The organism is Paenibacillus sp. NPDC056933 (assembly GCF_042674385.1).
Classification (GTDB): Bacteria; Bacillota; Bacilli; order Paenibacillales; family Paenibacillaceae; genus Paenibacillus.
In genome coordinates this window covers 1,460,978-1,485,916 of record NZ_JBHUQN010000001.1, presented here as the reverse complement: position 1 = coordinate 1,485,916, position 24,939 = coordinate 1,460,978, and the positions used below count along the sequence as shown (strand labels likewise).

19 protein-coding genes and 1 pseudogene are annotated in these 24,939 nt (G+C 47.7%); 7 read left to right on the top strand and 13 right to left on the bottom strand.

Annotation, left to right across the window (positions count from 1 at the left end; all coding sequences use genetic code 11):
* Positions 1-176: 176 nt before the first annotated feature.
* Together ACFTRD_RS06810 and ACFTRD_RS06805 are read left to right on the top strand one after the other, a co-directional pair.
* Positions 177-812: a biotin/lipoyl-containing protein gene (locus ACFTRD_RS06810; protein WP_379378275.1), complete on the top strand. Its 636-nt coding sequence runs from the start codon at positions 177-179 to the stop codon at positions 810-812.
* Positions 813-820: 8 nt separating this feature from the next.
* Complete coding sequence (locus ACFTRD_RS06805) at positions 821-2,371, top strand: DHA2 family efflux MFS transporter permease subunit (protein ID WP_379378271.1); 1,551 nt, start codon at positions 821-823, stop codon at positions 2,369-2,371.
* 98 nt (positions 2,372-2,469) lie between these two features.
* Here ACFTRD_RS06805 and ACFTRD_RS06800 read toward each other — a convergent pair whose 3' ends face one another.
* From ACFTRD_RS06800 to ACFTRD_RS06790, 3 genes are all read right to left on the bottom strand, one after another.
* Positions 2,470-3,246: a polysaccharide deacetylase family protein gene (locus tag ACFTRD_RS06800; protein WP_379378269.1), complete on the bottom strand. Its 777-nt coding sequence runs from the start codon at positions 3,244-3,246 to the stop codon at positions 2,470-2,472.
* Positions 3,247-3,313: 67 nt separating this feature from the next.
* Positions 3,314-4,252, bottom strand: a complete 939-nt coding sequence (locus ACFTRD_RS06795) for an aldo/keto reductase (RefSeq protein WP_379378267.1) — start codon at positions 4,250-4,252, stop codon at positions 3,314-3,316.
* A 139-nt stretch (positions 4,253-4,391) separates the two neighbouring features.
* A complete protein-coding gene (locus tag ACFTRD_RS06790; RefSeq protein WP_379378265.1) occupies positions 4,392-6,416 on the bottom strand; it encodes a Na+/H+ antiporter in 2,025 nt (674 codons plus the stop codon).
* A gap of 219 nt (positions 6,417-6,635) precedes the next feature.
* Here ACFTRD_RS06790 and ACFTRD_RS06785 point away from each other — a divergent pair, with 219 nt between their 5' ends.
* Positions 6,636-6,935 (top strand): hypothetical protein, encoded by a 300-nt coding sequence (locus ACFTRD_RS06785; protein ID WP_192266097.1) that lies wholly within the window; start codon positions 6,636-6,638, stop codon positions 6,933-6,935.
* A gap of 84 nt (positions 6,936-7,019) precedes the next feature.
* On the opposite strand, the gene ACFTRD_RS06780 is transcribed toward ACFTRD_RS06785, so the two are convergent.
* The gene (locus tag ACFTRD_RS06780) at positions 7,020-7,502 is read right to left on the bottom strand and encodes a MarR family winged helix-turn-helix transcriptional regulator (protein ID WP_192266095.1); all 483 of its coding nucleotides are present in this window, start codon (positions 7,500-7,502) and stop codon (positions 7,020-7,022) included.
* A gap of 189 nt (positions 7,503-7,691) precedes the next feature.
* On the opposite strand from ACFTRD_RS06780, the gene ACFTRD_RS06775 reads away from it, so the two are divergent.
* Complete coding sequence (locus tag ACFTRD_RS06775; RefSeq protein WP_379378262.1) at positions 7,692-8,216, top strand: NAD(P)H-dependent oxidoreductase; 525 nt, start codon at positions 7,692-7,694, stop codon at positions 8,214-8,216.
* Between the two features lie 253 nt (positions 8,217-8,469).
* Positions 8,470-9,576, top strand: coding sequence for an FAD-dependent monooxygenase (locus ACFTRD_RS06770; RefSeq protein ID WP_379378260.1), 1,107 nt, complete (start codon positions 8,470-8,472; stop codon positions 9,574-9,576).
* Positions 9,577-9,690: 114 nt separating this feature from the next.
* Here the strand turns inward: ACFTRD_RS06770 and ACFTRD_RS06765 are convergent, their stop codons facing one another.
* From ACFTRD_RS06765 to ACFTRD_RS06730, 8 genes are all read right to left on the bottom strand, one after another.
* Positions 9,691-12,267, bottom strand: coding sequence for a beta-mannosidase (locus ACFTRD_RS06765; protein WP_379378258.1), 2,577 nt, complete (start codon positions 12,265-12,267; stop codon positions 9,691-9,693).
* 86 nt (positions 12,268-12,353) lie between these two features.
* Positions 12,354-13,931 (bottom strand): helix-turn-helix domain-containing protein, encoded by a 1,578-nt coding sequence (locus ACFTRD_RS06760; protein WP_379378257.1) that lies wholly within the window; start codon positions 13,929-13,931, stop codon positions 12,354-12,356.
* The gene (locus tag ACFTRD_RS06755) at positions 13,928-15,733 is read right to left on the bottom strand and encodes a cache domain-containing sensor histidine kinase (protein ID WP_379378256.1); all 1,806 of its coding nucleotides are present in this window, start codon (positions 15,731-15,733) and stop codon (positions 13,928-13,930) included. The genes ACFTRD_RS06760 and ACFTRD_RS06755 overlap by 4 nt, the downstream gene beginning before the upstream one ends.
* Before the next feature lie 30 nt (positions 15,734-15,763).
* Complete coding sequence (locus ACFTRD_RS06750; RefSeq protein ID WP_379381210.1) at positions 15,764-16,618, bottom strand: carbohydrate ABC transporter permease; 855 nt, start codon at positions 16,616-16,618, stop codon at positions 15,764-15,766.
* A 39-nt stretch (positions 16,619-16,657) separates the two neighbouring features.
* Entirely contained in the window at positions 16,658-17,536 is an 879-nt protein-coding gene (locus ACFTRD_RS06745) for a carbohydrate ABC transporter permease (RefSeq protein ID WP_062322023.1), read from the bottom strand.
* 162 nt (positions 17,537-17,698) lie between these two features.
* Positions 17,699-19,015, bottom strand: coding sequence for an extracellular solute-binding protein (locus ACFTRD_RS06740; RefSeq protein WP_379378255.1), 1,317 nt, complete (start codon positions 19,013-19,015; stop codon positions 17,699-17,701).
* Between the two features lie 191 nt (positions 19,016-19,206).
* The gene (locus ACFTRD_RS06735; protein WP_379378254.1) at positions 19,207-21,306 is read right to left on the bottom strand and encodes an acyltransferase family protein; all 2,100 of its coding nucleotides are present in this window, start codon (positions 21,304-21,306) and stop codon (positions 19,207-19,209) included.
* A 505-nt stretch (positions 21,307-21,811) separates the two neighbouring features.
* On the bottom strand, positions 21,812-22,372 hold the full coding sequence (locus ACFTRD_RS06730) for a flavin reductase family protein (RefSeq protein ID WP_379378253.1): 561 nt from the start codon (positions 22,370-22,372) through the stop codon (positions 21,812-21,814).
* Positions 22,373-22,528: 156 nt separating this feature from the next.
* On the opposite strand from ACFTRD_RS06730, the pseudogene ACFTRD_RS06725 reads away from it, so the two are divergent.
* Together ACFTRD_RS06725 and ACFTRD_RS06720 are read left to right on the top strand one after the other, a co-directional pair.
* Positions 22,529-22,789, top strand: a pseudogene (locus ACFTRD_RS06725) (CatA-like O-acetyltransferase); the annotation flags it as partial.
* 244 nt (positions 22,790-23,033) lie between these two features.
* Complete coding sequence (locus ACFTRD_RS06720) at positions 23,034-23,876, top strand: acyl-CoA dehydrogenase family protein (RefSeq protein ID WP_379378252.1); 843 nt, start codon at positions 23,034-23,036, stop codon at positions 23,874-23,876.
* Here ACFTRD_RS06720 and ACFTRD_RS06715 read toward each other — a convergent pair.
* The gene (locus ACFTRD_RS06715) at positions 23,839-24,927 is read right to left on the bottom strand and encodes a GerAB/ArcD/ProY family transporter (RefSeq protein WP_379378251.1); all 1,089 of its coding nucleotides are present in this window, start codon (positions 24,925-24,927) and stop codon (positions 23,839-23,841) included. The genes ACFTRD_RS06720 and ACFTRD_RS06715 overlap by 38 nt on opposite strands.
* Positions 24,928-24,939 lie beyond the last annotated feature (12 nt).

Here is a 24,939-nt window from a genome sequence, read left to right as displayed (position 1 = left end):
CGCCTGTAGGCAGCGTTATTCAATATATTGGTGCCCTATTCTGCGAATAATATTTCTTCTTCATTCGTATAGAGCGGCAAAGTAGCGGGAATGCTCCAAACAGGAATATCAACAGAAGACTGTGTTTACTATTTGCGGAGAGATTAAAGAAAACGAATTGAGGAGGAATGATCTGCATGAATTCGCGTGCCATTTTGATCAATATTATCGTGATTCTGGTGATTCTGGGTGCCGGAGCTGCCGGGATCTACTATTACAACCAATCCACCAGTTATGTTAAAACCGATAATGCCCTTGTAACCGGGCAGCCTATCTCGGTAGCTTCCGCTGTAAGCGGCGAGCTTCGATCGTGGAAAGGCAAGGTTGGTACATCCTTTAATGCAGGCGATAGCCTTGGGACCATCTCCGCTGCTGGCAAATCAACACCTATAACGATGCCGGTTAACGGCACAATCGTACAGCAGACTGCTGTGGAAAATTCGCTCGTATCTGCCGGAACCCCCCTCGCACGGGCTTATGATTTCAATAACCTATACGTAACGGCCAATGTGGAAGAGACCGCAATTGATAAGATTAAAACGGGTCAGATCGTGGATGTGTATGTCGATGCTTTTCCTGACACCACATTGACTGGTAAAGTGGACCAGATCGGACTTGCCACTGCATCGTCCTTCTCACTGCTGCCAACTTCGAATACCAATGCGAATTACACCAAAGTCACTCAAGTCATTCCGATCATCATTACTATTGAAGGATATAAAGGACTGGGTGTCGTTCCCGGCATGAGCGCTACTGTGCGCGTTCATATTTAAGGCTGCTGATGGACAATCAAAATCATCAACTGCCCCTTGGGAAAACCATCGCTGTCTTGCTGCTTGGTGCTTTTATCGCCATTTTGAACCAGACTTTGCTCAATGTAGCCATCCCGCATCTGATGAACGACTTTAACGTCTCGGCTACGACTGTGCAGTGGCTGTCCACGGCTTATTTGCTGGTGAACGGTGTACTTATTCCGATTACAGCCTACTTGATCGAGTCCTATGGGACTCGCAGATTGTTTGTAACAGCCATGCTGCTGTTTACCGTCGGTTCTCTGATCTGTGCCATCAGTCCGGGGTTTACAGTGATGCTTATCGGACGAATTGTTCAGGCCAGTGGAGCTGGTATTATTATGCCTCTCGTTATGAACGTATTTCTGACCGTGTTTCCTCCAGAGAAAAGAGGAACGGCCATGGGCACGATGGGTATTGCCATGATGTTCGCTCCGGCCATTGGTCCAACCCTATCCGGTTGGATTGTGGAGCATTACACATGGCGTATTCTGTTCTACATGGTCATTCCGCTCGCCTTGCTCGATATCTTGTTCGCCTTTATCTGGCTAAGAAATGTGTCCAAGCTGACTTCGCCGAAATTTGACAGTTATGGTGCACTATTCTCCACCATTGGTTTCGGATTTCTGCTCTATGGATTCAGCTCTGCCGGAGATAAAGGCTGGACCAGCGCGACCGTGCTGCTAACATTAATTATCGGTGTGCTTTTTATCGTTTTCTTTGTCCTCAGAGAGACAGCTATGAAAAATCCTTTGCTGGAATTCCGGGTGTTCAAATACGATATTTTCACCATCTCCACACTGGTCAGTGCAACGATAAACATGGCTCTCTTTGGCGGAATGCTGCTGTTGCCGATTTATCTGCAAAACATAAGGGGGTTCTCTCCTCTGCAATCCGGGCTGCTGCTGCTGCCTGGTGCACTGCTAATGGGCGTCATGTCTCCCATCTCAGGTGCCCTGTTTGACCGGATTGGCTCTCGCCCTCTTGCCATTGTCGGTTTGATCATTACCGCCATTTCCACCTATGAATTCAGCAAGCTGACGGGTGAGACTCCCTATGGTCACATCATGATGTTATACACATTCAGAAGCTTTGGCATGTCCATGCTCATGATGTCCGTGCAGACCGAGGGCCTGAACCAGTTACCACCTCATCTCACCAGCCATGGCACGGCCATGTCCAATACAGTTAGGCAGGTGGCAGGTTCAATCGGGACAGCCCTGCTGATCACCGTGATGGCAACGCGCGCAGGCATTCATTTGGCAGATTACAGCAACACCGTGACAACAACCAATGCAGCGCTGACAGAGCAGGTGGGCATGCTCGGCACACAGATGGCTGCCGCCACTGGAATGCCGGCAGAACAAGGTTCCAGTCTCGCATTACAGCAGCTTTATGGTATCGCTGTTCAGACGTCAACGATTGAAGGCATTAATGATGCGTTCATTGTAGCCACCTGGATTTCGATCATTGGCCTGTTTCTGTCGCTGTTTCTGCGGCGTGCGCGTTCCCGACCTCGCCCAGTCAAACCAGACCGCTAACGCTGCAATTCCTCTTTGCATCAGTTACTCTCCAGGTAGGACCTAATCGGCATAACAAAAACCGCAAGTCTCTCTGGAGACCTGCGGTTTTCATTTTATTATGGACGCTTCGGTGGTGATGACATGTTACCTTTTGCCGCTTCTCTCGCCTTCACAGCCAGGAGTTCCGATACGGTTACAAAACGATATCCCTGTTCCTGAAGTTTCGGCAGAATCGTTTTAAGCGCAGTAACTGTCTGGGATCTGCCTTCCACCTTATCATGAAACAAAACAATATCCCCATTACGGGCATTCTTCAGCACTTTGTTCACGATAGCTGATACGCCTGGAGAAGACCAATCACGCGTGTCCTGATGCCAGGACCACAGCACAATGGTATATCCGTGTTGTTTCGCGACCTGAATGACCATGTCATTATAATAGCCGCCTGGTGGCCTGAACAATAAGGGACGTTCCGCTCCCGCTTCCACAATGGATTTCTCCGCTGTGTTCATTTCACGGCTGTACTTATCCGCCCTGGTCGATCGAACCGCGTACATATGCCCATACGTATGATTGGCAATTTCATGCCCTTCTCGCTGCTCCTGCTGAATCAGTTCAGGAAACTTCTCCGCCCATTTGCCAAGTACAAAAAAAGTGCCTTTGGCTTGATATTGTTGGAGCAAAGCCAGAATCTGCGGGGTCTGGACCGGATCAGGTCCATCATCAAAGGTCAGTGCAATGAGTTTGTCATGCGTGGGGACCTCCCACACAATCTCTCCCCGTTCCTCGTAATACTGCCGATTCTTCTGCACAGGTTTGGCGTAGGCAGAATGGCTTCCAAGCAAAATAATCAGGGTGCACAATCCGATGAATCGGGCTGCCTTCAGGTTCATGTTGATGTCCTCTCTTTATCTTCAAACGTAAACTCCCTGTTAGCATTTCCCGATTCACCAGAACTATTTAACGAAATATCTGATCCATGACTGCAATTTCCTCAGCGGTCAGCTCAACTTCCAGTGTTTTGAGATTATTGATGACCTGCTCCGGTTTCTTGGCGCCCGGAATGAGCGCATCAATGGACGGCTGGGTCAGATACCAGGCCAGAACGAGATGTGCGACCTCTGCATCCTTGGACTGTGCAATGCTGCGCAGCTGCTCCACCTTGTCCAGATTCCGAATAAAGGCTTCCCCGGTGAACAGCGGGTTCTTCGCACGTCCATCCTGAAACGTAGTGTCACGGTTATACTTGCCGCCGAGCAGACCTGCCGCCAGGGGGAAGTAAGGCACAAAAGAAATGTTATGCTCTGCCGTATAGGGCAGCAATTCTTTCTCCGCTTCTCTTTTGAACAAATTGTATTCAGACTGCAGTACATCCACCTCTCCATCACGATTCGCCTCACGCAACTGATCTATGGAAAAATTGGAAACGCCGATGGCACGAATTTTACCTTCGTCCTTCAAACGTTTCAGCTCACCTACAGCCTCATCCTTAGGTGTATGTTCATCCGGGAAATGAATGTAGAACAGATCGATATAATCTGTCTGTAGACGTTTCAATGCCTCATCTACAGATGTTCTGAGGAAAGCAGGTGAATTATCAATCACTACGTTCCCATCTACAAATTTATGTGCAGCTTTCGTTGCAATGATGGTGTTTTGGCGCTGACCTGTTTCTTTCAGCACTTCGCCAATTAATCGTTCTGAATGTTCAGGCCCATAAATGAACGCAGTATCCACAAAGTTCATACCCTGCTTCAAAGCGGTGCGAACGACTTCCTTACCTGTCTCATCGTTCAGCATATTCGGATAGATGTTATGTCCTCCTACTGCATTTGCCCCCAACCCAATCGGGTTAACAATCAGATCGGTTTTGCCCAAGCGAGTACGTTGTTCTGCCATTCTCATCCATCTCCTTTTATGAGCTTATTATAAGTTGAACTTCTTAAGATTAACACTAGAGCCAACTTACACAACTTTCTTGGTAACTTAAATAGTATATCAAAGACTTATGCTTATTTAAAATATCGGGTTTATCGGATTAAGTGTTTTTTAGCGCAGTGGCTTCCACATCATTAATAAATCGACGGAGCTTTGCGGCTACATCCCGGTTGATTTCACCATTTTCGTATAGCTGCTGTATGGTATTGCGCTGTTCCTGAATCGCCACCATTTGCAATTCCAACTTCTCCTGATCAAATGGATCTTCGGTTTTCCCCTGGTTCCAGGTTCGTAATTTGGCAATAACCCGTTCATATTTGGAGATGACCGACAGTGCTACGATCCGGTTACTATCGTTCATATGAGCACGGATCGCCTTGATCGCCGCTTCAGAGGTACGGAGCTTCACTTGACGGAAGAGATCTGCATTCTCCAGCATGAATGGCTGATTTGGCTTCTGGGACCGATTGGTAAACACATGTCCTAGCATTCGCCCGATTTCACTAAGTGAGAACATCATCTGCGTGTTGGTACGATTCGCAAGCATCATTTCTTTGCGATCCAGCCAGCTGTTGCATCTAAACGCCGCTTCGGACGCAATTACATTTTCATCCATCAATTTCTCAATTTCCTTACGTTCTGCCCGTGTACCAATAAGGAGAATGGCTGTTTCCTGTTTCAAAATGTCTTTGCGCTTACCAGCAGTGAGTTCACCGGCAGCTTGTCTGATGTATTTCGAAAGATCGGAAACGACCGCAAGTGCAGCTGCCTTGTTCTCGTCGTTCATCTCCGACTTGACTGCATGAATGGCTGCCTTAAGCATAATGTCTTGCGCTTTCCGCTCTGATGTTAGAGGTGTGCCTTCTTCCGCTTTTTCTTCGTTCTTTGCAAGAATAGGAAGAAACACACTTGCAGCAATCAGAGTGAACAGAATCACACCTGCCGCCAGGAAAATGATCAGATCCCTTTCAGGAAAAGGAGACCCGTCTTGCAGAACATAAGGAATGGAGAAGGCCCCCGCCAATGTTACAGCCCCTCTCACACCCGAAAGAGTAATGATCGTAATCTCTTTCAATCTGGGCCTCCCGCTCGACAACGCCCCACCGGAATTTTCATTTCCTTTCCAGAACAGATAGATCCAGACAAAACGAAGCACCAACAACAACACTGAAATTAGGCCCACATAGCCAAGTACTTGGAGGTTATCAAACGAAACGTTCTCAAAAATGGTACTCAGCACATCGGGTATCTGTACTCCCAGAATGACAAAGACCAATCCATTCAAAATAAATAAAATGACAGACCAGGTGCTGGCAGACACCACCTGCATCTTCAGTTGTACCGATTCCGTGCGGTCACGCTCTATCGCGTGAATGATACCGCCTGCAACGACAGCCAGGATACCCGAAACACCGATCTCTTCACTTACCAGATAAATGACGAACGGCGTCAAGATTTGCAGCAGCATATGAATGGTGACATCTTCCATACCCAGACGCCGAATCCAGACGCCAAGTCGGATCAGCAGGAACGATAACAAAGCACCAATCAACAACCCGCCAATGGCGATAAGAAGGAAGCTGAAGGACGCCTGTGCCAGGGAAAATACACCCGTAACCGTTGCGGCAATCGCAAATTTGAACGCAACCAGACCGGAGGCATCGTTCATTAATGCTTCGCCTTCCAGAAGCCTATGTATGCTTTTGGGCAAATGAACTCGACCAGCCATGGCACCAACGGCTACAGCGTCTGTTGGAGACAGAATGGCCGCAAGTGCAAAAGCTGCAGGCAGCGGAATGGTTGGAATAAGCCAATGGATTGCGTACCCAGCCACCACTACAGTAACAAACACAAGCCCGAGCGCCAGCAACAGGATTGGTGCCCGGAGATTCCACAACTCGTGTCTTGGCGTTCGTTTGCCATCGTTGTATAGCAATGGCGCGATAAAGAGGACAAAAAACAATTCCGGATTCAGTGGCAAATGAACACCAGCAGGCAGCAGTGCAATTGCCACACCAAGTGCAATTTGAATCAGCGGAACGGGGATAAATGGCACGAACCGGTTCAAAATATTCGATAAACCGATCAGTACCAACAAAACAAGTACGGCAATAAACAGTTCCATGATGACAATCCCTTCCGCTTTATGTAGTGGTAGATGCAATGTGTGTACCCTTATTTTAACATAAACCGAGGTTGGTTATAAAAATGTTGTCATATCAAATTCTCAATTAAGATATAAGGAATATCAGCAATCGTTGAAGATTTCTGATTGATTCTTTCTGTATATAAGATGTTACAATATGCTCAGGACAATACTCGTTTGGAAAGGAACTTGGTGTCTATGGCATTTGGAATTAAACGGCAGGAGTTAGCCGAGTGGAAAGATCGTGTATCTCGCGGCGAGCTTGCCTATCTCACTCATTTCTGGATTGACAACCGTTTTCCCGGCATTACCAGTGTGACCAAAGTAGGCTGTGCTGATCTGAGACGGCTTGAAGACTGGTGCAGGGAACATGAGCTGAACCCACGTTACATTCATCGGCGTCAGCCTTTTCCTCATTTTGATCTGCTTGGCGAGAAACAGAAGGAAATTTTGATACAGGAAGGTCTGACCGAGCATATTCAGCGATTCCATCTATGATTAAAAAAGCGCCAACCTTCAAGGTTCATGTCCCTCAGTGGGAATGAAATCTTAAAGGCTGGCGCCTCTCCAATATGACATCATTTAACGATGTGTTTGCTCCAATGCTTTCATTTTTTCCAGCAGCTTCAACTCAATCTTTTTGAGCATGCCAAACATCTGAAGCTGTTCTTCCTCCGTAAGCGCCTGCAACAGCTCCCACGTCATCCGACCGCGATTGTTAATCAATGTTTTTGCAAGCTTCTCCCCATCTTCCGTTAAGGACAGCCATACAATTCTTCGATCCTCTTCACTGCGCACCCGCTGGATCAACCCTTCGCTCTCCAGTTGATTAAGCACAATCGTGGTTGCTCCTGAAGATAAACTGAGTTGTCTTGCCACATCAACAGCCATACACCGTTCTTCACGTAAAATCATGCCCAATATATGACTTTTCGTCGGATTCAGTTTGCAGTTTGTTTCATTCTTCTGCTGCTGATCCAATACTTTATTTTTATATCTAAAGAAGGCCTCCAACAATTGATCGACATTTGCCAATTGAGAGTTTCGCTCCGTATCCGGGCTCATAAACGTTCCTCCTGCCTTTGGTCATAACCTACCTTATATTGTAACATATTTGCACTATTTTGTTTGTGAAAAATGCGCTTGTTACCCAAAACCCTTTACTTGTCTGTAAAGCTCATGCTTATTTTAGGGTTTCATGTGACAAGCTATCTAATAGCATGAACAGATAACCACTCAGGGAGGGATCAAGCAGTGAACATCTATATTGTTTTCGATAGTGAGGGCGGACATACCCGCGCACTTGCCGAGTCGATTGCGGCAGGCGCTGCCAGTGTACACGGCGCAACCATTCATCTGCATTCCACAGAAGAAGCCGACATTTACAAGCTGGTGGAGATGGACGCCATTATCTGGGGTTGTCCGGGTCATTTTGGATCCATCAGCTCTGGTTTGAAAAAGTGGATCGACAAATTAGGCTACCTTTGGGCGGAAGGCAAGCTGGTAGACAAAGTTGGTGCAGTATTCTGCACCATCGCCACAGAGCATGGTGGACTGGAATCAACTCTGATTCATTTGCTGACACCCATGCTTCATCAGGGCATGATTATCACTGGATTGCCCGGTAACCTTGCAGATAATGCTTTATATGGCTCCTATTATGGTGTTGGTGTGACTTGTCCTGTTGATAGTGATGATCTGCTGAGTGAGCAGGGTGCTGCCCTGGGTAAAGCTCTGGGAGAGCGCGTGGCCCGTATAACCAACCGACTGATCACTTAGAATTCAAACGATTCTTTTTGACAAAAACACACTTTATATCAAGCCTGCGCTCATTCTGCAAAAGAAGAGGATATGCAGGCTTGAACTTTCTCTAAGTGGAGGATTTAAAACCATCTATTGCAATATGTTAATTCGTTTGTTTATAATAACGTATGTCATTAAAGTTACTTTTAGTTACTTAATGATTTTTATAAATTTGTTATTATAAAGTAATATGATTTCGAATCCATTATATTGCAAGGGAATTTTACACATGAATCAGAACACACATTTGAAAACTGACGTTTGTATTGTGGGAGCCGGGCCAGGTGGAGCGCTGCTCTCATTTCTGCTGAACCGGCAGGGAATATCGACCATTCTGATCGAGCGCCAGCCGCATCTGCTCAAGTCATTTCGCGGGGAAGTTCTTAATCAGGATGGTGAGGATTTATTGAAGAAGTACGGATTATATTCTTTGGTTGCGAAGCGAGGTGTTCTGCCTCTGGAGCAAATTCAGTACTGGGAGAATGGTCAGATTATCCACACGATTACCCCAGATGAGCAGCAATCGCATGTAGGCATTCATGTACCGCAGGATCATCTGCTGGAAGCCATTGTGTCACAATCGCAGACACTGGAGAACGAACATATTCTTTTCAATACCGTTATGACTGGATTGTTGCGCGATAAAACAGACAAGACGGTTGGCATCAACATTCGGCAGGAAGGAAGGCCTGCTTCCATTGAAGCAGCTGTTATTGTTGGTGCAGATGGCAGATATTCAGCTGTACGCAGACAAGCGGGTCTAACCTCCGATATCCGTAAACATGGGTACGACCTGTTATGGGCTCGAATTCCTGCTCCAGCAGGCTGGGAACCCGCGGTTCGAATGGCCAGCATGGATGGTCAGCAGCTGGCGTTATTCTCCCAATTCGGAGGATATGTGCAGATTGGATGGAACATACCGCAAGGGGCCTTCACCAAGTTGCGCGAACAGCCTTTCGCTCCGTTTGTGCAGAAACTTGTGGCAGCCTTCCCCTGTCTCGCTGATTCGGTTGCCGAACATATCCGGACCTGGAGTGATTTTGTTTTGTTATCCGTAGAGAGCAGTTTCGCCGAATCGTGGGCGCAGGACAATGTAGTATTAATCGGCGATGCTGCACATACGATGACTCCGACGGGCGCATTTGGACTAAACGCAGCACTGGAAGATGCTGATGTGCTCTCCGAGTTGCTTATTGCCATGTCAGTTGACCAATTCAAGTCCACAGAACGGTTGCAGAAGCTGCAAGCCATCCGTGGAGAAAAAGTGAAACAACAGTTGGCCCGACAACTCGAAATGGAGTCTTCATTTCAGCAGCGGTACGAATCTTTTCAATAACGGAGCTTGTATTCACGTACAGCGTTTACCAACAAACAGCCGATGACTCCCTATTGGGAACAATCGGCTGTTTTCTTTTTATTGAGGGATAACCAATACGAAACAGAAACAGAATCAGCTTTCACTACCATTCATGGCACTTACCCGCAACTCTGTCATGGGTAAAGACAGCTTGTCGGGATGACACAGCCGTACCGTACGGCTCTCCCCAGGGAGCAGATCGAAATAATTATCACTGAAACGAACGCGTCCATAGGGCAGTTCGAGCTTCACCAACCTGGCAATTGCTCCAATGGCGGTAACCGATACGGACTGCTCTTCTTCGTTCACGTGCACACTGAGCTGGGATTGAGGCAGCTTAACATCCTTCGGATCACGTAAGAAATATCGATTGAGTGGTGCTGTGAAACCTTCAGCTACCAATTCAACCATCACTTCTTCTGCTGGTCTGCCTCCCAATACTTCCGCTTCGCTCAGCTCTGCAATACGAGCGGAGGATTGTGCACCTGTCTCCACATGATGCGAACTGGAATACACTTTCTCCCCATTCAGTTCATAGACATTGAGTTGAAGCTCCCCGTTCAGATTCACCCGTGTATCATTCACAACCCATAGTCTAAGCGGTTCACCCGGTTCATGTTCCAACGACAACAGAATGGGATGGAAGAATATTTTCCCGTAATAAAAAGAGGCTTTCGGCAGCAGCTCATAGTCAATCATGGACCAACTTGTGCCCGGCCAGCTGTCATTGAGCTGCCACACGAGTGCTCCACTATTGCGATGATTGATCCGCCGGAAATGCTCAATGCCATATCGTAATCCTTCCGCCTGTGTCAGCATGGAAAAATTCATATACTCTTCAATATTTTGTGGAATACCCGTATATCCTTCCATCAGGAGAATGCCTTTCTGATGATTGGTATCCTTATTCCGATAGGCCATTTCGGGGCTTCCCCAATAGAACTGTCCTGCGGGCATATTTTTCTCCAACGTGTACCGGTTGGCCGAGGCATGCATGCCGAATTCACTGCTAAACAGGGCATTGTCCTTTTTGTAATTTTTGAATGTCACACCTTGAATACTGTAATCCAGCAGTGGCTGCTCGCCGTGTTTTCGCGGATAGACCGAACCATGCCATACCTGCCAGTTATGCCGGTCACCTACATCCGGGTCGTTGGCATCATTGCCGTTGCTGTCTCCGAACGGTGAAGACGGCCAGTATGGACGCGACGAATCCAGACGCTCCAACACTTCCGGGATCAGATCATGGTAGATCAATTCCCCATAGAAGGGGCTGGTGATATCTCCACTGGCAGACTTCATGTCATAGAGCCAGTCAATTTCGTTATTGCCACACCAGAGTGCAAGCGAAGCACGGTTGCGCAGGCGCAGGACATTATTTTCAACTTCATCCCGTACATTGTTCATGAAGTCACGATTGAAGTCCGGGAATAAGGCGTTGGCAAAAGCAAAGTCCTGCCATACCAGTACGCCTTGCCGATCACATTCATCGTAGAAGACATCCTTCTCATATATGCCTCCTGCCCAGACACGCAGCATATTCATATGTCCTTCCACGGCCAACTCGACAAGTTCACGATACCGGGAGGCAGGGATTGCACCAATCAAATGGTCGGCCGGAATCCAGTTAGCTCCTTTGGCATATACACGAACTCCGTTCAGGATAAACGTAAAGGCATCCTCACCCTGTTCATTATGAAGGGCCAGCTCAATGGTGCGTACCCCAAAGGGCTCCTTGTAGCGGTCTACTTCCACCCCATCTGCAAATAACGCAACTTCCAGCCTGTACAAGTAAGGTTCACCCAGGTCATGCGTCCACCATAATTGCGGTGAATCCAGTTCCAGTGTTGTATCTGCGAGACCATCTTTCACAACAACATCGGCAGTCCGTGCTACTTCCTGTCCAGCCGCATCCAGTAACCGTATATCACATGACATCGCTACAGCTTTTTCACGCTTCTGTCTGCTGCGGAAAGACAATACGGACTTCACGTCAGCAGTGACATGGACAACCGCCTGCTGTTTGCTGGCTGATTCAGTACGGGCAAATACGTTTTCCAGTTTCGCGATCGTTCGTCTCTCCAGCCGAACCCCGCCCCAGATTCCTACGGTAACCATCCGCGGACCCCAGTCCCAGCCAAAATTCATCGCTGCTTTGCGCAACCATGGCCGCTCCTTCGTATACGAAGACCAATCGAACGTCTCCTTGTCCTGGTGATGCAGATAAAGGGGATCAAACTTCACAGCAATAACATTCCAGCCATGACGAACGAGTGTCGTGACATCAAAATTGTGGGACATGAGCATATTGGCCGTTTTCCCAACTTCATGCCCGTTTACATAAACGGTGGCGAACGTATCCAGCCCGTCGAAGACCAACTCGAAGGACTCCTCCGTCTCCCCAGCCTTCACCAGATTGAAACTGGTGCGATACCACCATTCCTTCTGTTCGATCCAACGGCTCTTGGCATCGTTGTGCCCGTAGTAGGGCGGATCAATAATGCAGCGTTCCACCAGCGCGGAGTGCACATCCCCTGGCACCTCTGCTCCGATCCAGAATCGATCATCCAGCGCAGCCGCTGCAACATCCATGGCCCGCTTCTCTCCTACCTCGAAATGTTGAATCTTCCACTGTCCTGATAATTCCTGATTTGAACTATTCATCTTCATCCTTTGCCTCGCTCCCCAGATCCTTTAGTTAACGAAAACGTTTGCATAACAACATGACTTCATTCGTATTTTGTTCACGTTTAACTTCAGGAAGGCTTGTACGACAATGCCTCCTCACGGTATTCACTCGGAGTCTTGCCTGTGTGTTTTTTGAACAGTCTGCTAAAATACTTAACGTCCTCATAACCGCTGATGGCAGCGACTTCACTTACTTTCGCGGGTGATACCACTAACATGTCCATCGCCCGCCGAATTCGCATCTCTGTTACAAAATCACCAAAAGTGACACCTGTTTCTTTCTTAAACAGCTCACTGAGATGTCCCGGATGCAGATGAACCTGGCCTGCGACATGTTGCAGGCTAATATCCTGTGCCAAGCCGGATTCCATATAAGCAATCGCCTTCTGTACATGCGTAGTCCGCCCCTGCCCCATTTGACTATGGTATGCATACATCAGACCATATAAATGATGAAATAGCAGGTCCCGAAGCTCACCAGCCACTGCATCCGGGTCTGGCATCCACGGTTCGAACCGTTCCAGATCTTCTCTACCGATGGCACGCATCGTACGAATCAGCCAACGCTGTCCAGCATTCACCACGGAATGCAAACAGGCATCGAAGGACTCTGGTGTAACTTCCGGGTCCAGCATCAGCTCAGCTATCAGTTCTTGTATCCATGTGGTGAGCATAATCGAGTCGTTATCCAGTAATATGGTCCCCAAGGTGGTTTCTTCCTCATGATGAAGAACCGTTTTGCCGCCTTTACGGTGCATGACGTCTTCATATTTCCATATCCTGTCTTCGAGCAACCCATGGTAACGGTACGCCATTGAAGCTGTCCGGTAGCTCTCATGCAGATGATCGATCTCCCAGCAGGGTAAACCTGCTGCTGCACGCAGTGTACATTTCAACAGCTGCTCAATCCGGTTTAATGCAATGCCCAGCGTAAATTGGAATTCCTGCTTGTTCAGCGGTAACTGTACTACACAGATGATTCGGTTCTTCTGCACGTGAGCAATTGCACCTGGCAGAACATCTTCCAGCATATTTTGCACGGCAAAGTTGAGTAATGCAGCCGATGAACGACTCCAGCCTGCCGCTTTCAAGATCAGAACTTGTCTCTGTATCTGCTCTTTGCCAGAATAACAATCCGATTGTACATTCATTCCCTGTTGGAGAAATACAGGACATGGGCCGGATTCAACGTCTCCATTAATGATCCATTCAGTGAACAGACGCTGTCTGTTCTCACGAAGCAGCTGTCCTTCTCTTGATTTTTCAGCCCATCGTTCGGTAATCCGTTGTTTGGCCTGGAGCACTGTCTTGATAATTTCCTCCGGCTTGCTCGTCTTGAGCAGGTAATCCGTCACACCTTGCCGAATTGCCTGCTGAGCGTAAGAGAAGTCATCGTATCCCGATAAAATAATAACCTCTAGTTCCGGTAGTAACTTCAGCCCTTCCTCTGCCAGTTCAAGCCCCGTCCTGCCCGTCATCCGAATATCCGTCATAAGAATATGCGGCCTCTCATCAGCCATGCGTGTTAACGCCTCTTCTGCCGAGGCTGCTGGCGGGAGAATCTCGATCCCCAGTTCATGCCAGGCGATTACACTGGCGAGCCCTGTGCGGATAATCACTTCATCGTCAACAATCAGTAATCTCATGGCGATTCCTCCAGGATTGGAATGGAAAATGAAATCCGGGTTCCACCACCGACCCGGCTGTCCACTTCAAGCTGTGCCTCAGCTCCATAATGAAGCAGTAGTCTCTCGTTCACATTGCGGAGTCCGTAACCACCTTGAGAAACTTGCTGCATTGGCTCTTTTTCCGTCCAAAGGTTGTTTGAATGATGCTGCTCTTGCTCATCTGATGGCACAAGACTATGTCTAATCTGATCCAGCCTGTCCGCCTCCATGCCCGCACCGTCATCCAGCACCAGCACATTCAGCCGTTCCTCGTCCTGGCGGATCATAATCGTAATCGTTCCCATGCCTTCTTTCGGTTGAATGCCATGAATCATCGCATTCTCTACAAGCGGTTGGAGCAGCAATTTCAGCATCATCCGCTGTTCAAGTGCCGGATCAACAATATAATGCACAGCGAACTTGTCGGGAAAACGGATGGATTGCACGCGGACATAGTGACGAATATGGGCAATCTCTTGTCCTACTGGGCAGTATTCCTTACCCTGATTCAAACTGATACGCAGGAAATCACTCAATCCCTCGACCATATCTGCAATTTTTTTCTCTTCCGACATCAAGGCAATCCAATGGATGGACGAAAGGGTGTTATACAGGAAATGAGGATTGATCTGCGCCTGTAGGGCTCTAAGATCAGCTTCCTTCTTGCGAGCCTCCCCGCGTATAACCTCTTCCTTCAGGCTTTCGATATGTGCGCCGAGCAGATTATAACTCTCTCCTAGCCGTCCAATCTCATCATCACTTTCGGCCCGGAACAAAGGCAGCGGCCGATCCGGATCGATCCGGGACAGATGTCGGGTCAGTACCCGGAGCGGTCTTGTCACACGGCGTACGGTAAACCAGACAAGCCCGGCACTGATCGCAGCAGACATGGTAACAGCAATCGCAGTGAGAATAAGGATATAGCCATTTTCCGACTTGTATTGGTCATAAGGTACTGTTCCGGTTAACGTCCACCCTGTCAGCTGTTCCGGGTAATAGAGCAAAGTACGTTTATCCTCTCCGCTGCCATATGTGGTCGTTCCGCTACCCCCTTGCTGAATCAGCGTCTGTACACCCGGTTCAATCTGATCCAGTGACTTTCCAAGACGGGATTTATCCATGGAAGACAAAATCTCTCCAGTTGGTCCAATCAGCTCAAGCCGCCCTTCTCCCCTACCCAGCCCCAGCGCGGCCCAGTCTTTGGAGATCGCCTTTTCATCCAGGCTGATCGCCAGCCATCCAATCGGCCGATAGTCATGGATACTGCGAATGGGACGAACCAATGTGATTACATTTTGGATACCCGCATAATTCTGAACCGGATAGACACCTGTCCACGCTTTGACCGCATCTCCATGTGGAGCAGGAGGATAAGCTACATTGGATGATTCATACCATGTAGCCGTAGTCAGTGTTGCATCGAAACGGTCCGGATAGATTGCAATGTTGGCAATATATTTTTTGGAGGCAGCCAGATTGGTCATCCTACCCAGGATATCGACACGGTCCAGCTCATGGTCCTCATTACGGCTCAGATACTGCTGGATATCCCGTTCCCCGATCAGGAAAATCGACAGGTTCTCTGCGTCCTGAAGCATGTAACGAAGATTCGCTTCTACTTGCTTTAGCGTATCCATGCCGGACAGCTTGGTTTTTTGTTCTGTGATGCGGGAAGAGATCAGGAAGGCGAACAGACCCAGCACCAGCAGCGGCACAATCATGGAAGCCGTCACAACAACCGAGAGCTTCCTCTGCAACGAAGATGTGAGCCAGCGTCCCAAACCTTTTCCCTCCTCTGGATGCGCGTTCGTTTAACCTTTGACAGCTCCTGCTGTCATGCCTTTCATGACCTGTTCCTGGAATACAAGGTACAGAATAATGGTCGGAATCACCGACAGCGTCATGGCAGCAAGCGTCAATCCGTAATCCGTCTGATAACCGTCAGCAAAATTCGCAATAGCCAGCGGTAACGTTTTCAATCCGGTTTTGTTAATAAACACGAGTGCAAATGAAAAGTCATTCCACGCATGCAGGAAACTCAGAATCGTGACCGTTGACAAGGCAGGAACAGACATCGGAAGCATGATGCGGGTGAACAATCCCCAAAGACCTGTTCCATCGATAAATGCAGCCTCTTCAATGTCGCGCGGTACACTTGTCAAATAGGCAGTAAGCACAAAAATTGCGGTTGGCAATGCAAACGCCGTATACGGCAGGATCAGCGCCCAATACGTATTTAGCAGGGACATCTGTTTCATCAGAATGAACAATGGAACGAGCGTACTATGAATGGGAATCAGCATGCCCACAACAAAAAAGGTCATGATCAGCCCTTTCCAGCGAAATTGGAAGCGTGCCAATATAAATGAAGAAAGTGCTGCAATAAACAGCGTCAAAATAAGTGAACCAACGGACACAATCAGTGAATTGCCAAATGCCGTGCCCAACTTGGAACTTTCCCAAGCATTGCTGAAGTTCTCGAAGTTCCATTTCTCCGGGAGACCAAAGGGCCTGCTGTAGAAATCTTCATTCGTCTTGAACGCACTGATCACGAGCCAGTAAAACGGATACAATGTTAAAATACCATAGACCGTCAGCAGCGTCCAAACAATTCCGCTGCGCAAGCGGTGAGCCGAGTAACCTGTCGTACGTCCAGGCGATGGCATTGATACCGGTGTCACATTCATTAAAGTTCCCCCTCTCCTTTAGTTCTCTTTTCGTTTGCGACTGGTTACCCACTGGCTTGTTCCAATAAGCAGCAGGGAAATCAGCACGATGGTCGTTGAGATGGCACTACCGAAGCCATAACGGTACGTTGTAAAGGTTGAATTATACATATACGTAGCAAGCAGCTCCGTTGCATGAGCCGGTCCACCTTTGGTCATGATGTACACCAGGTCGAAGGACTTCAGACTGCCCGAGATGCACAGAATGATTGCCACCTGAACCGTTCCCCAAATCATGGGCAAAGAAATGGATACCAGCTTGCGAAGTCCCGATGCACCGTCAATCTTGGCGGCATCATGAATCTCGCCTGGAATGTTTTGCAGTGCCGAGATGAAGATAATCAGATACAAGCCGACAAAGCTCCAGAGCAGCGGCGGCACCAGCGAGAAAATCGCGATTTTGTCATCGGACAGCCATTGCAGCTTCCAACTCTCCAGCCCGAGTGCGTCCAGCAGGAAGTTCAGTATCCCGATCTGCGGATGATAGATATATTGCCAGATCATGCCAATGACGACCGTGGACAATACCATCGGCAGAAATACGGCTGAGCGCAGGAAGCGCTGTAATGGATTGCTTTTGTGTAAAATGACCGCGAGCATCAGCGCCAACGGAATTTGTCCAAATACCGACGCCAGAACAAAAATAACGTTATTTTTCAGTGCCCGCCAAAATACGGGATCATGCCATATTTCCACATAGTTATCCAGACCAATATATTTCGATTCTCCGATACCGGACCAGTTGAAGAAGCCATAATACGCTGACCACACAACTGGCACAAATACAAACAACGCATAAATAATGACTGCCGGAGCAAGCCCCAGCATAATAAAACGCCGACTGCGCAGTGCGTTCATTTCGCTCACTTCCCTTCATATATGCCTTTCCAACCTGTGCACTCCATCCTTGTAAATGAAAACCCCTCCCCTGCCGGGAAGGGGCACAAACAGACCAATCCTCATCGATCATAGTCATTGGTCTACTTACTTTCATGATTCAATCCATGACCTATCTATCGATTATTCATTACCAACCGCATTCGCCTGAGCAGCCTGAATTTTAGCCGCAATATCTTCGGCTTTCCCGCCCATGAGCAGCTCCTGCAATCCGTTATTAATGACTTCAACCGTTGCCGATCCCAGCTTGGAATCGTAAACCGGATTAATTTTCACTTCCTGCATCAGATCGTACAATTCAACGAACAATGGATGTGCCTTGGATTTGTCCAGATCGATCTTGTAACTGACCAGCGTACTGCTGTCCAGTGTGGCCTTCTGACCATCAGGTCCTGCCAAGGCGTAGAACAGTTCCATGGCTGCATCCTTTTGGGCGCCTTCCAGCTTTTTGCTCACACCCAGCCCGGTTCCTACAACACCGGATGTTGTTCTCGGCTCACCCTGACCTCCATCCAGTGGGGGAAGAATTGTAATGTGCGTGTTTTTCAACACATCTTCAGGTGCGTTATTCACCAGGTTCGCCAGCGCCCACCCACCGTTCATGACCATGGCCGCTTTGCCCTGGAAGTACAGCTGCATCATTTGAGTCTCGTCGATACTGTTGAATCCGTCCTGGAATGCCTTACTGTTGCCAAGTTCCTGCATTTTGTTCAGCGCTTCAACAAACTGCGGATCGGTGAAGCTCGCGCCATCCTGTGTCGCTGCTTTCAGAAACCAGTCTGTACCCGTAATCCGATCAGCCAGCGTACTGAAGATGGTCGATTGAGCTACCCAATTCGCCTTGTTGCCCAGCGCCATTGGTATGACCTTGTTTTCATTGAACGTAGCAATCGCCTGTTCCAGCTCGGCCCATGTCTCAGGCACTTTCACGTTATACTGTTTGAACAGCCCCTCGTTGTAATAGATGAAGGAACTTGGTGCCAGATTCATCGGCACAGAGTAGATATTCCCGTCCACGGTATATCCGTCCAGCGCGTTAGGTATAAAATTGTCCTTCCACTCCGGCTTTGCGTCCAACTCGGCATTGATCGGCTGCAGCAGATCCCCTTTTACAAATTCCTTGGTCATCGCATCCGGCCACATAACAAACAAATCCGGCATTTCATTAGCCGCCGCCACGGTCCGAAGTCTGGTTTTGAGGCCATCTGTAGGCAGACCTTCATCCACTACCTCGATATCCGGATGTGACGCACGGAAGTCATCAATAATTTTACGCATCGCTACCGCTTTGGCATCCTGCCCGGTCCAATTGTGCCAGAGTGTGACGGTTACTTTATCCTTGCTGCCGCTACCTTCTGAGCTGTCACCGCCGCCGCAACCAGCCAGAACGATGGAAAACAACGCCATAGCCATTATTCCTGAAAGCCATTTTTTCAACATCACTTGAATCCCCCTTGGTGATTTGATTACACTTATTGTAAATGGTAACGCTAACATTCTGTAAGGTGACGATCCACGGATGCAGGGGTGAAAAATATCGGATACCTTAGTTGATTAAGCCATCTTTACTTCCATATAAAAAGAGCCCTCACGATGAGAGCTCCCCGATAAATGAATAGATAAGTGCTGAATTATTTCAAACTTTCTTTCACGAGTGCTGCAAAAGCTTCCGAACCTTCCGTGGTTAGATGTACACCATCTTTTTCAAAATATTCGTCATGTCCCTCGCTTGCACTGTGCCAATCAATCAGTGAAACGTTACTGTAGTCGGAAGATGCTTCATTCAACGCTTTATTGACTGCTCTTTCCCACGGACGAGGTACCCGTACGGTAACCAGATACACGTGTTTTTCATCCTGTAAATTATCCAGTACGGAATTCAGGCTTTTCGAATTAAATGAACCATTCGTTCCCAGCTCCAGTACAACCCTGCTGCCCAATTGGTTGTTTCTCTCCAGGCCATTCAGAACATCGGCAGCCTCCCACATCTGACGTCCGATGTGACCGTCCACATAAACTCCCGATATATTTTGTTCGAGATAAGGTTTCGCGTCCAGAATAACCGAGTCTCCAATGACTGTATAATGAACCTTGCCATCTTTGGCTGGAGGGGCTGTTTCCCCTTCGTCTTTGGACGATTCAGACGTATTGACAGGATCTTCGGGTTGTTGGTTACCGCTCCCATCCGAATTATCAGTTGGATCACGTTGATCGTTGTTACCTTTGACTTGACCCACTGTGTTGTTCGAATCGTCAGGGGCGGTCCCTTTCTCCTCGCCTGATTTCGGTTCTTCTGGCTCTGGAGTTTTATCGGGCTTCGTTGGTTGCTGCTCCCCTTTGCCTGATGAGTCTCCAGCATTCTCCACAGGTATATCGTCTTTCTGCGGTTCAGGTTTGTTGCGGGAAACCGGCGTATTCACTGCTGCCGGGAGAACATCCTGCCCTCTTTCCTCCACAACGGAATGGTCTCCATTCAGGGCGGTAGACATCGATACCGAATGGGAATCGGAGTTCGCCGCAGAAGTGATCATCATCTGTGACACGGTAAATGACATCAGCAGAATGCTCATCAGTAATCCGGCGCGCTTCCACCATACATTACGGATACCCGTTGCTTTTCCTCTTCCCCATAAACGGGACCAGGAAGCACGGAATCCGTTATAACGAATTGGATTTTCAATATATCTAAGTGACAAGGAGGCAAGCGCAACCGTTGCTGCAACCTGCAAAACCATTCGAACAGGATGTGCTCCGCCGGTGTCTACCGCTGGACTTGTTAGAATAATGACAGGATAGTGCCACAAGTATAGTCCATAAGACCGTTCCCCGATCCAGCGCATTGGCTTAGCGCCAATGAATCGCGCAAGAAAGGATGAAGGATGAGCCAATACAGCTACGAGCATTGTCGTCGCTATCGCCTGAAGCACCATTCCTCCTTGATATAATGAAGGATCATACTCACTGCTATTCAGCATCATATAGATTAACAGAGCCAGCGCAGCTACCCCTGATAGGTCCAGAACGTTCCGATGGATGCTGGCAAGGGACGACGACAGCTTGCGACTCGGCCATACCACGGCCAGTGCAGCACCTGCCAGGAGAGCAAATGCTCTTGTGTCTGTTCCATAATAAACACGGCTCGGGTCCAGATCCGGATTATACATGATGGCCATTGCACCTGCTGACAATTCGGCTGCCACGACAATAAAAACGACCAGCCATCCCTTTCTTTTGAACAAGAGAATCGCCGCAACCAGTAGAAGAGGCCATACGATATAGAATTGTTCTTCCACCGCCAGCGACCAGAAATGTCCGTAGGGTGAAGGCGGGCCGAAACTTTCGAAATAGGAAACGTGATGAAAGATGTACCACCAATTACTTATGTATAATACGCCCGAGACAATGTCACCGCGCAGGGCAGCGAGCCGGGAAGGGTCCGTGCATAACAGCCAGATCATTACCGCTGCAGTCATGGTGAGCATCCCGGGTAACAGGCGCCTAACTCTTCGAATCCAGAAATCACCCAGCGATATCCGGCCTTGCTCCTGCCATTGTGTCAAAAGGATGTCTGTGATCAAATAACCTGAGAGAACAAAGAAAATGCCTACACCGAGCAGACCGCCCGGGATAAAACTTAAATTCAAATGATACCCTATTACTGCAAGCACAGCGATGGCTCGCAAGCCATCCAGTCCGTTCATATGCCGCTTGCTTTTCAATGATTGTGACATGCATGCCCCTCCTTGTTACGGTAAGTAGACATCATTGGTGTCCGGGGCGCTTGATAACTCCTTGTGGTTCTGGTTGTCATTGACATACGTATTGCACCTTCCATCATTCATTTACAACATAAAGAAGACGTATTTCTAAAACATATTGTTGTTTACGATGTTCTTTATATTTTCTAGATCTCCCGTTTAGCATTATACGCCCGAAAGAATCTTCACAAATTACAATAATAGTTACAATCACATGAACCGATGTAACCTTTCCTGCCAAGCATATACAGCTGTAAAATCATACTCTAATTTGGTCGTGAAATACAGCATTTTTCATGGAATGGCTAATATTACCTAGCCTGATTTTGTTTTATAAGCAGAACTCTTTGGATCAGAAATGTGTGCGTGAACCAATAGCAAAAGGCTGCCGACTTGCTCCGCAGCCAATAACCATTATAAACCTATCTCTTGTGGGATTGAAAGTTTTGCTCATAATTGCTTCTTGGTGCCTAGGACTCTAGAGGTAAAATGGATGAATTTTCTCTTCTGAACTGCCATCGAGTATCCGATAAGAGGAGCGTCCCACGTACATGGGAATTTGCAGTTTATCCAAGTTCACCATCCCATTGTCCAGAAAGTACTCCGGGTCCTGATACCGCTGCATCACTTCGCCCGCGATCCATTCATGATCTCCGTACGTTGTGATATCGATCACCTTGCACTCATAAGCAAAGTAAGCATCGGTCAGTATGGGTACATCTACCTTGATCCCATCCTCATATATAATGCCGAACTTTGAAAATTTATCCGTATCTCTTCCACTGAATGTACCTGCTGCCTGTATCCACTCGGATCGATGACCCGGTAGAAAATGGACCCCAAATGCCCTACTCTGCTCTATCAAATGGTAAGAATACGTTTCCTTTCGCAGCGATATGCCGTATATCCCGGGAGACGAGCCAATATAGGTATGCCAGCCTGAGGCCATTACATTTTGCACCCCCTCATGACGGGATGTGACCACCGCCACCATTCCAGGATACGAATAAAATAACGGTTCATCTATCGGTTTCCGCATTGGATCCACCTCTCCATTTTTCGTTTAGTCGCATCCATAATTATACAGTAAAGGAACAGGTTGAAAAAGGTTTTTTCATGCTAATGCCTCCGGCATCCAAACAGGTGCGAAATTCCCTGTGTGTGTTGACCACGGTAGTGATCATGTGAATATGTCGCCAAATCCAATGAACCACCGAATACCTTCCCTGTTTCCAGTATTCCCTGGGTGAACTTTACGGGATTTAATCTGAATATTTACAATGAGGGTGCCTATTTGTTACCCATTTTCACTATGGGAAGATATGTACAGCAGGACAATAAAATATGGCTTCCCTTATCCGTCCAATTACACCACGCCGTGTGCGACGGCTACCATGCCGGCGTAATGTTTAATGAGTTACAGTCACTGGCTGATCGCTGTCATGAATGGTGTTAGATAGAAAAGTGTTAAAGATAACCTTATTTGATATCCTGTCATATTAGTACGTTCACAAAAAGACATTCCTGACTTCATTTTGAAGTCTCGGAATGCCTTTGATCTTTCAGTTTAGTCGATTAGCATAACGGTAGTTTCAAACTGTTGGAGCTTAGTAGTAAAACCCTCTGGGCCCCACCAGATACCCAAAGTTCAGGTATTAAAAACGAAGTTACTAGGTTCAATCTTCAACCAGGAAGAGGAAGTGCGTTTTTGTTCTGTCTTGCAAGCACGCAAAGCGGTAGTGAAACAAATAGACGGAGGTTATTTGGTAGAGGAAGGATTTTGGGGTTTCGGTTCGGGTTCTAAACATGCAACCCATGCTTTGTTAAAATTGAACGACAGAGAGTCCATACAACAAAGCAAGAATTTGGGAATGATGTTGGCCGTTGTCCCAATGAGTGAAGTCACAATTGTAGACGATTGGTATACGATGAGTTTAAAAGGGTCCGCAAGTAATAGTTTAAAAATAATAAATGGCGTTATTCCAGAAAATTATGTCGTCACCCAGGACATGAAACAAGTGGGTTCTTTGCCTGTAGAATTAAATGGGCGTGATAGATATAGGCCTTATGTACAGCTAATCACCAGCATAACAACTGGCATCAGCGCGATTCTCGGACTTGCCAGAGGGGCTGTCGAGTATTTTGTTGAAAAAGCGCCTCAAAAGGGAATTACAATGACCATCCATACTTCTCAAGCGGCTGTTGGCCATATTCAGAGTAAAGTAGGACTTGCGACTATGAAGGTCGAGTCCGCTCATCTTCATATCAGTCGAACGATTGGCAATTTGGAGCGTCACGTGCAAAATGCAGAACAATTCAGTTTAAAGGAAATTGCACAGCTTCAGACGGATATGACCTATGCAGCCATGTTGTGCTGGGAAGCCGTAGACCTGCTAATGGCAGAGAGCGGAGGGAGTGTCATTGCCGATTCCAATCGCTTGTCTCAAATCTTCCGAGACATTAGAGGCGGCTCCAATCATGCGCTGACAAATCAACAATCGTTCACTACGGCCGCTTTACACGCTTTCGAATCCATGCCGTGATGAAAAGGAGAAGGCCAAGAGCGATGTAGAAGAAATCAAATATTACTTGGCTTGTTCCCAAATATGTTTCGAATTTGTCAATGCCGGAAGTTCGCCACATACTCATCACCAGTGTAATCAAGCCTATTGGTAACACAAGCTGGCGATATTGTGTGAGTCCAAGCAACTGACTCGCCCCCAACGATGCCGTGTACAGATAGGAGGTTAACTGAATGAACGTGCCGGGGAGCCAAACGATCAGCAGTAGAGCGTCGACATGCTGGATAAATTTACCGAACCCTATATATCGAACGACCTCAATAAATGGATAATTCAATGTGCTGACATGCTTGCCAAAGAGAAAAATGGATATGAGTCCAGAGACAGACAATGTAACCATAATCCCAAACCAGGTTAATATGGCATACGCTGTCGTTTTTCTCTGGTTCGATACGAACGGAAAATAAAGTCCGAGCATTATATATCCGGCGAACCAACTCAAAGGAGTAATGGCCCCCTTAAGGGAAGGAACGATCCCGTTGCCCATAATTGGCAAGATATTATTTACTTCCCATTCCGGAATTGACAAGATGATCAGCAGTCCGAACACCAAGAAAGTTAGCGGCAGGAACAGTTGTGCTAGCCGTCCTAAAACCTCCAGACCTCCTCTAACGGCGTAGGTTACAAGTAAGACAATCCCCCCAATGGCGATAAAAGGTGGTGTTTTTCGTAAAAAGACGGCCGAAATAAAGTCGCCAAATTCTCTCAATACAACAGACGTCAGATTAATACCGTATAGTATGACTACAAGCCCCACGGCTTTGCCCGGCCAATTTCCAAGCAGCCGCTCGCTATACTGGATTATGGTTTCCTTCGGAAACATGCTGCTGAGCCGGAGCATCGCTAGTACAAATAGCAAACCGAGCAGATGAGCCCAAATCGGTGATAACCACAAATCGTGCCCGGCTTCCTTTCCCGTTATTTTCGGAATATACAGGATTCCGTCGTAGGCCATTACCGAATAAAAAAGAAGACCTAGCTGCGCCGCGGAAATCTTACCTTTCTCTATCATCAGAAAACGCTC

Coding starts and splice junctions, on each gene's coding strand:
- ACFTRD_RS06810 (WP_379378275.1), top strand. CDS start 177: ATGAATTCGCGTGCCATTTTGATCAATATTATCGTGATTCTGGTGATT.
- ACFTRD_RS06740 (WP_379378255.1), bottom strand. CDS start 19,015: ATGTTGAAAAAATGGCTTTCAGGAATAATGGCTATGGCGTTGTTTTCC.
- ACFTRD_RS06760 (WP_379378257.1), bottom strand. CDS start 13,931: ATGAGATTACTGATTGTTGACGATGAAGTGATTATCCGCACAGGGCTC.
- ACFTRD_RS06730 (WP_379378253.1), bottom strand. CDS start 22,372: ATGCGGAAACCGATAGATGAACCGTTATTTTATTCGTATCCTGGAATG.
- ACFTRD_RS06750 (WP_379381210.1), bottom strand. CDS start 16,618: ATGCCATCGCCTGGACGTACGACAGGTTACTCGGCTCACCGCTTGCGC.
- ACFTRD_RS06765 (WP_379378258.1), bottom strand. CDS start 12,267: ATGAAGATGAATAGTTCAAATCAGGAATTATCAGGACAGTGGAAGATT.
- ACFTRD_RS06805 (WP_379378271.1), top strand. CDS start 821: ATGGACAATCAAAATCATCAACTGCCCCTTGGGAAAACCATCGCTGTC.
- ACFTRD_RS06800 (WP_379378269.1), bottom strand. CDS start 3,246: ATGAACCTGAAGGCAGCCCGATTCATCGGATTGTGCACCCTGATTATT.
- ACFTRD_RS06785 (WP_192266097.1), top strand. CDS start 6,636: ATGGCATTTGGAATTAAACGGCAGGAGTTAGCCGAGTGGAAAGATCGT.
- ACFTRD_RS06715 (WP_379378251.1), bottom strand. CDS start 24,927: ATGATAGAGAAAGGTAAGATTTCCGCGGCGCAGCTAGGTCTTCTTTTT.
- ACFTRD_RS06795 (WP_379378267.1), bottom strand. CDS start 4,252: ATGGCAGAACAACGTACTCGCTTGGGCAAAACCGATCTGATTGTTAAC.
- ACFTRD_RS06770 (WP_379378260.1), top strand. CDS start 8,470: ATGAATCAGAACACACATTTGAAAACTGACGTTTGTATTGTGGGAGCC.
- ACFTRD_RS06790 (WP_379378265.1), bottom strand. CDS start 6,416: ATGGAACTGTTTATTGCCGTACTTGTTTTGTTGGTACTGATCGGTTTA.
- ACFTRD_RS06745 (WP_062322023.1), bottom strand. CDS start 17,536: ATGAACGCACTGCGCAGTCGGCGTTTTATTATGCTGGGGCTTGCTCCG.
- ACFTRD_RS06780 (WP_192266095.1), bottom strand. CDS start 7,502: ATGAGCCCGGATACGGAGCGAAACTCTCAATTGGCAAATGTCGATCAA.
- ACFTRD_RS06735 (WP_379378254.1), bottom strand. CDS start 21,306: ATGTCACAATCATTGAAAAGCAAGCGGCATATGAACGGACTGGATGGC.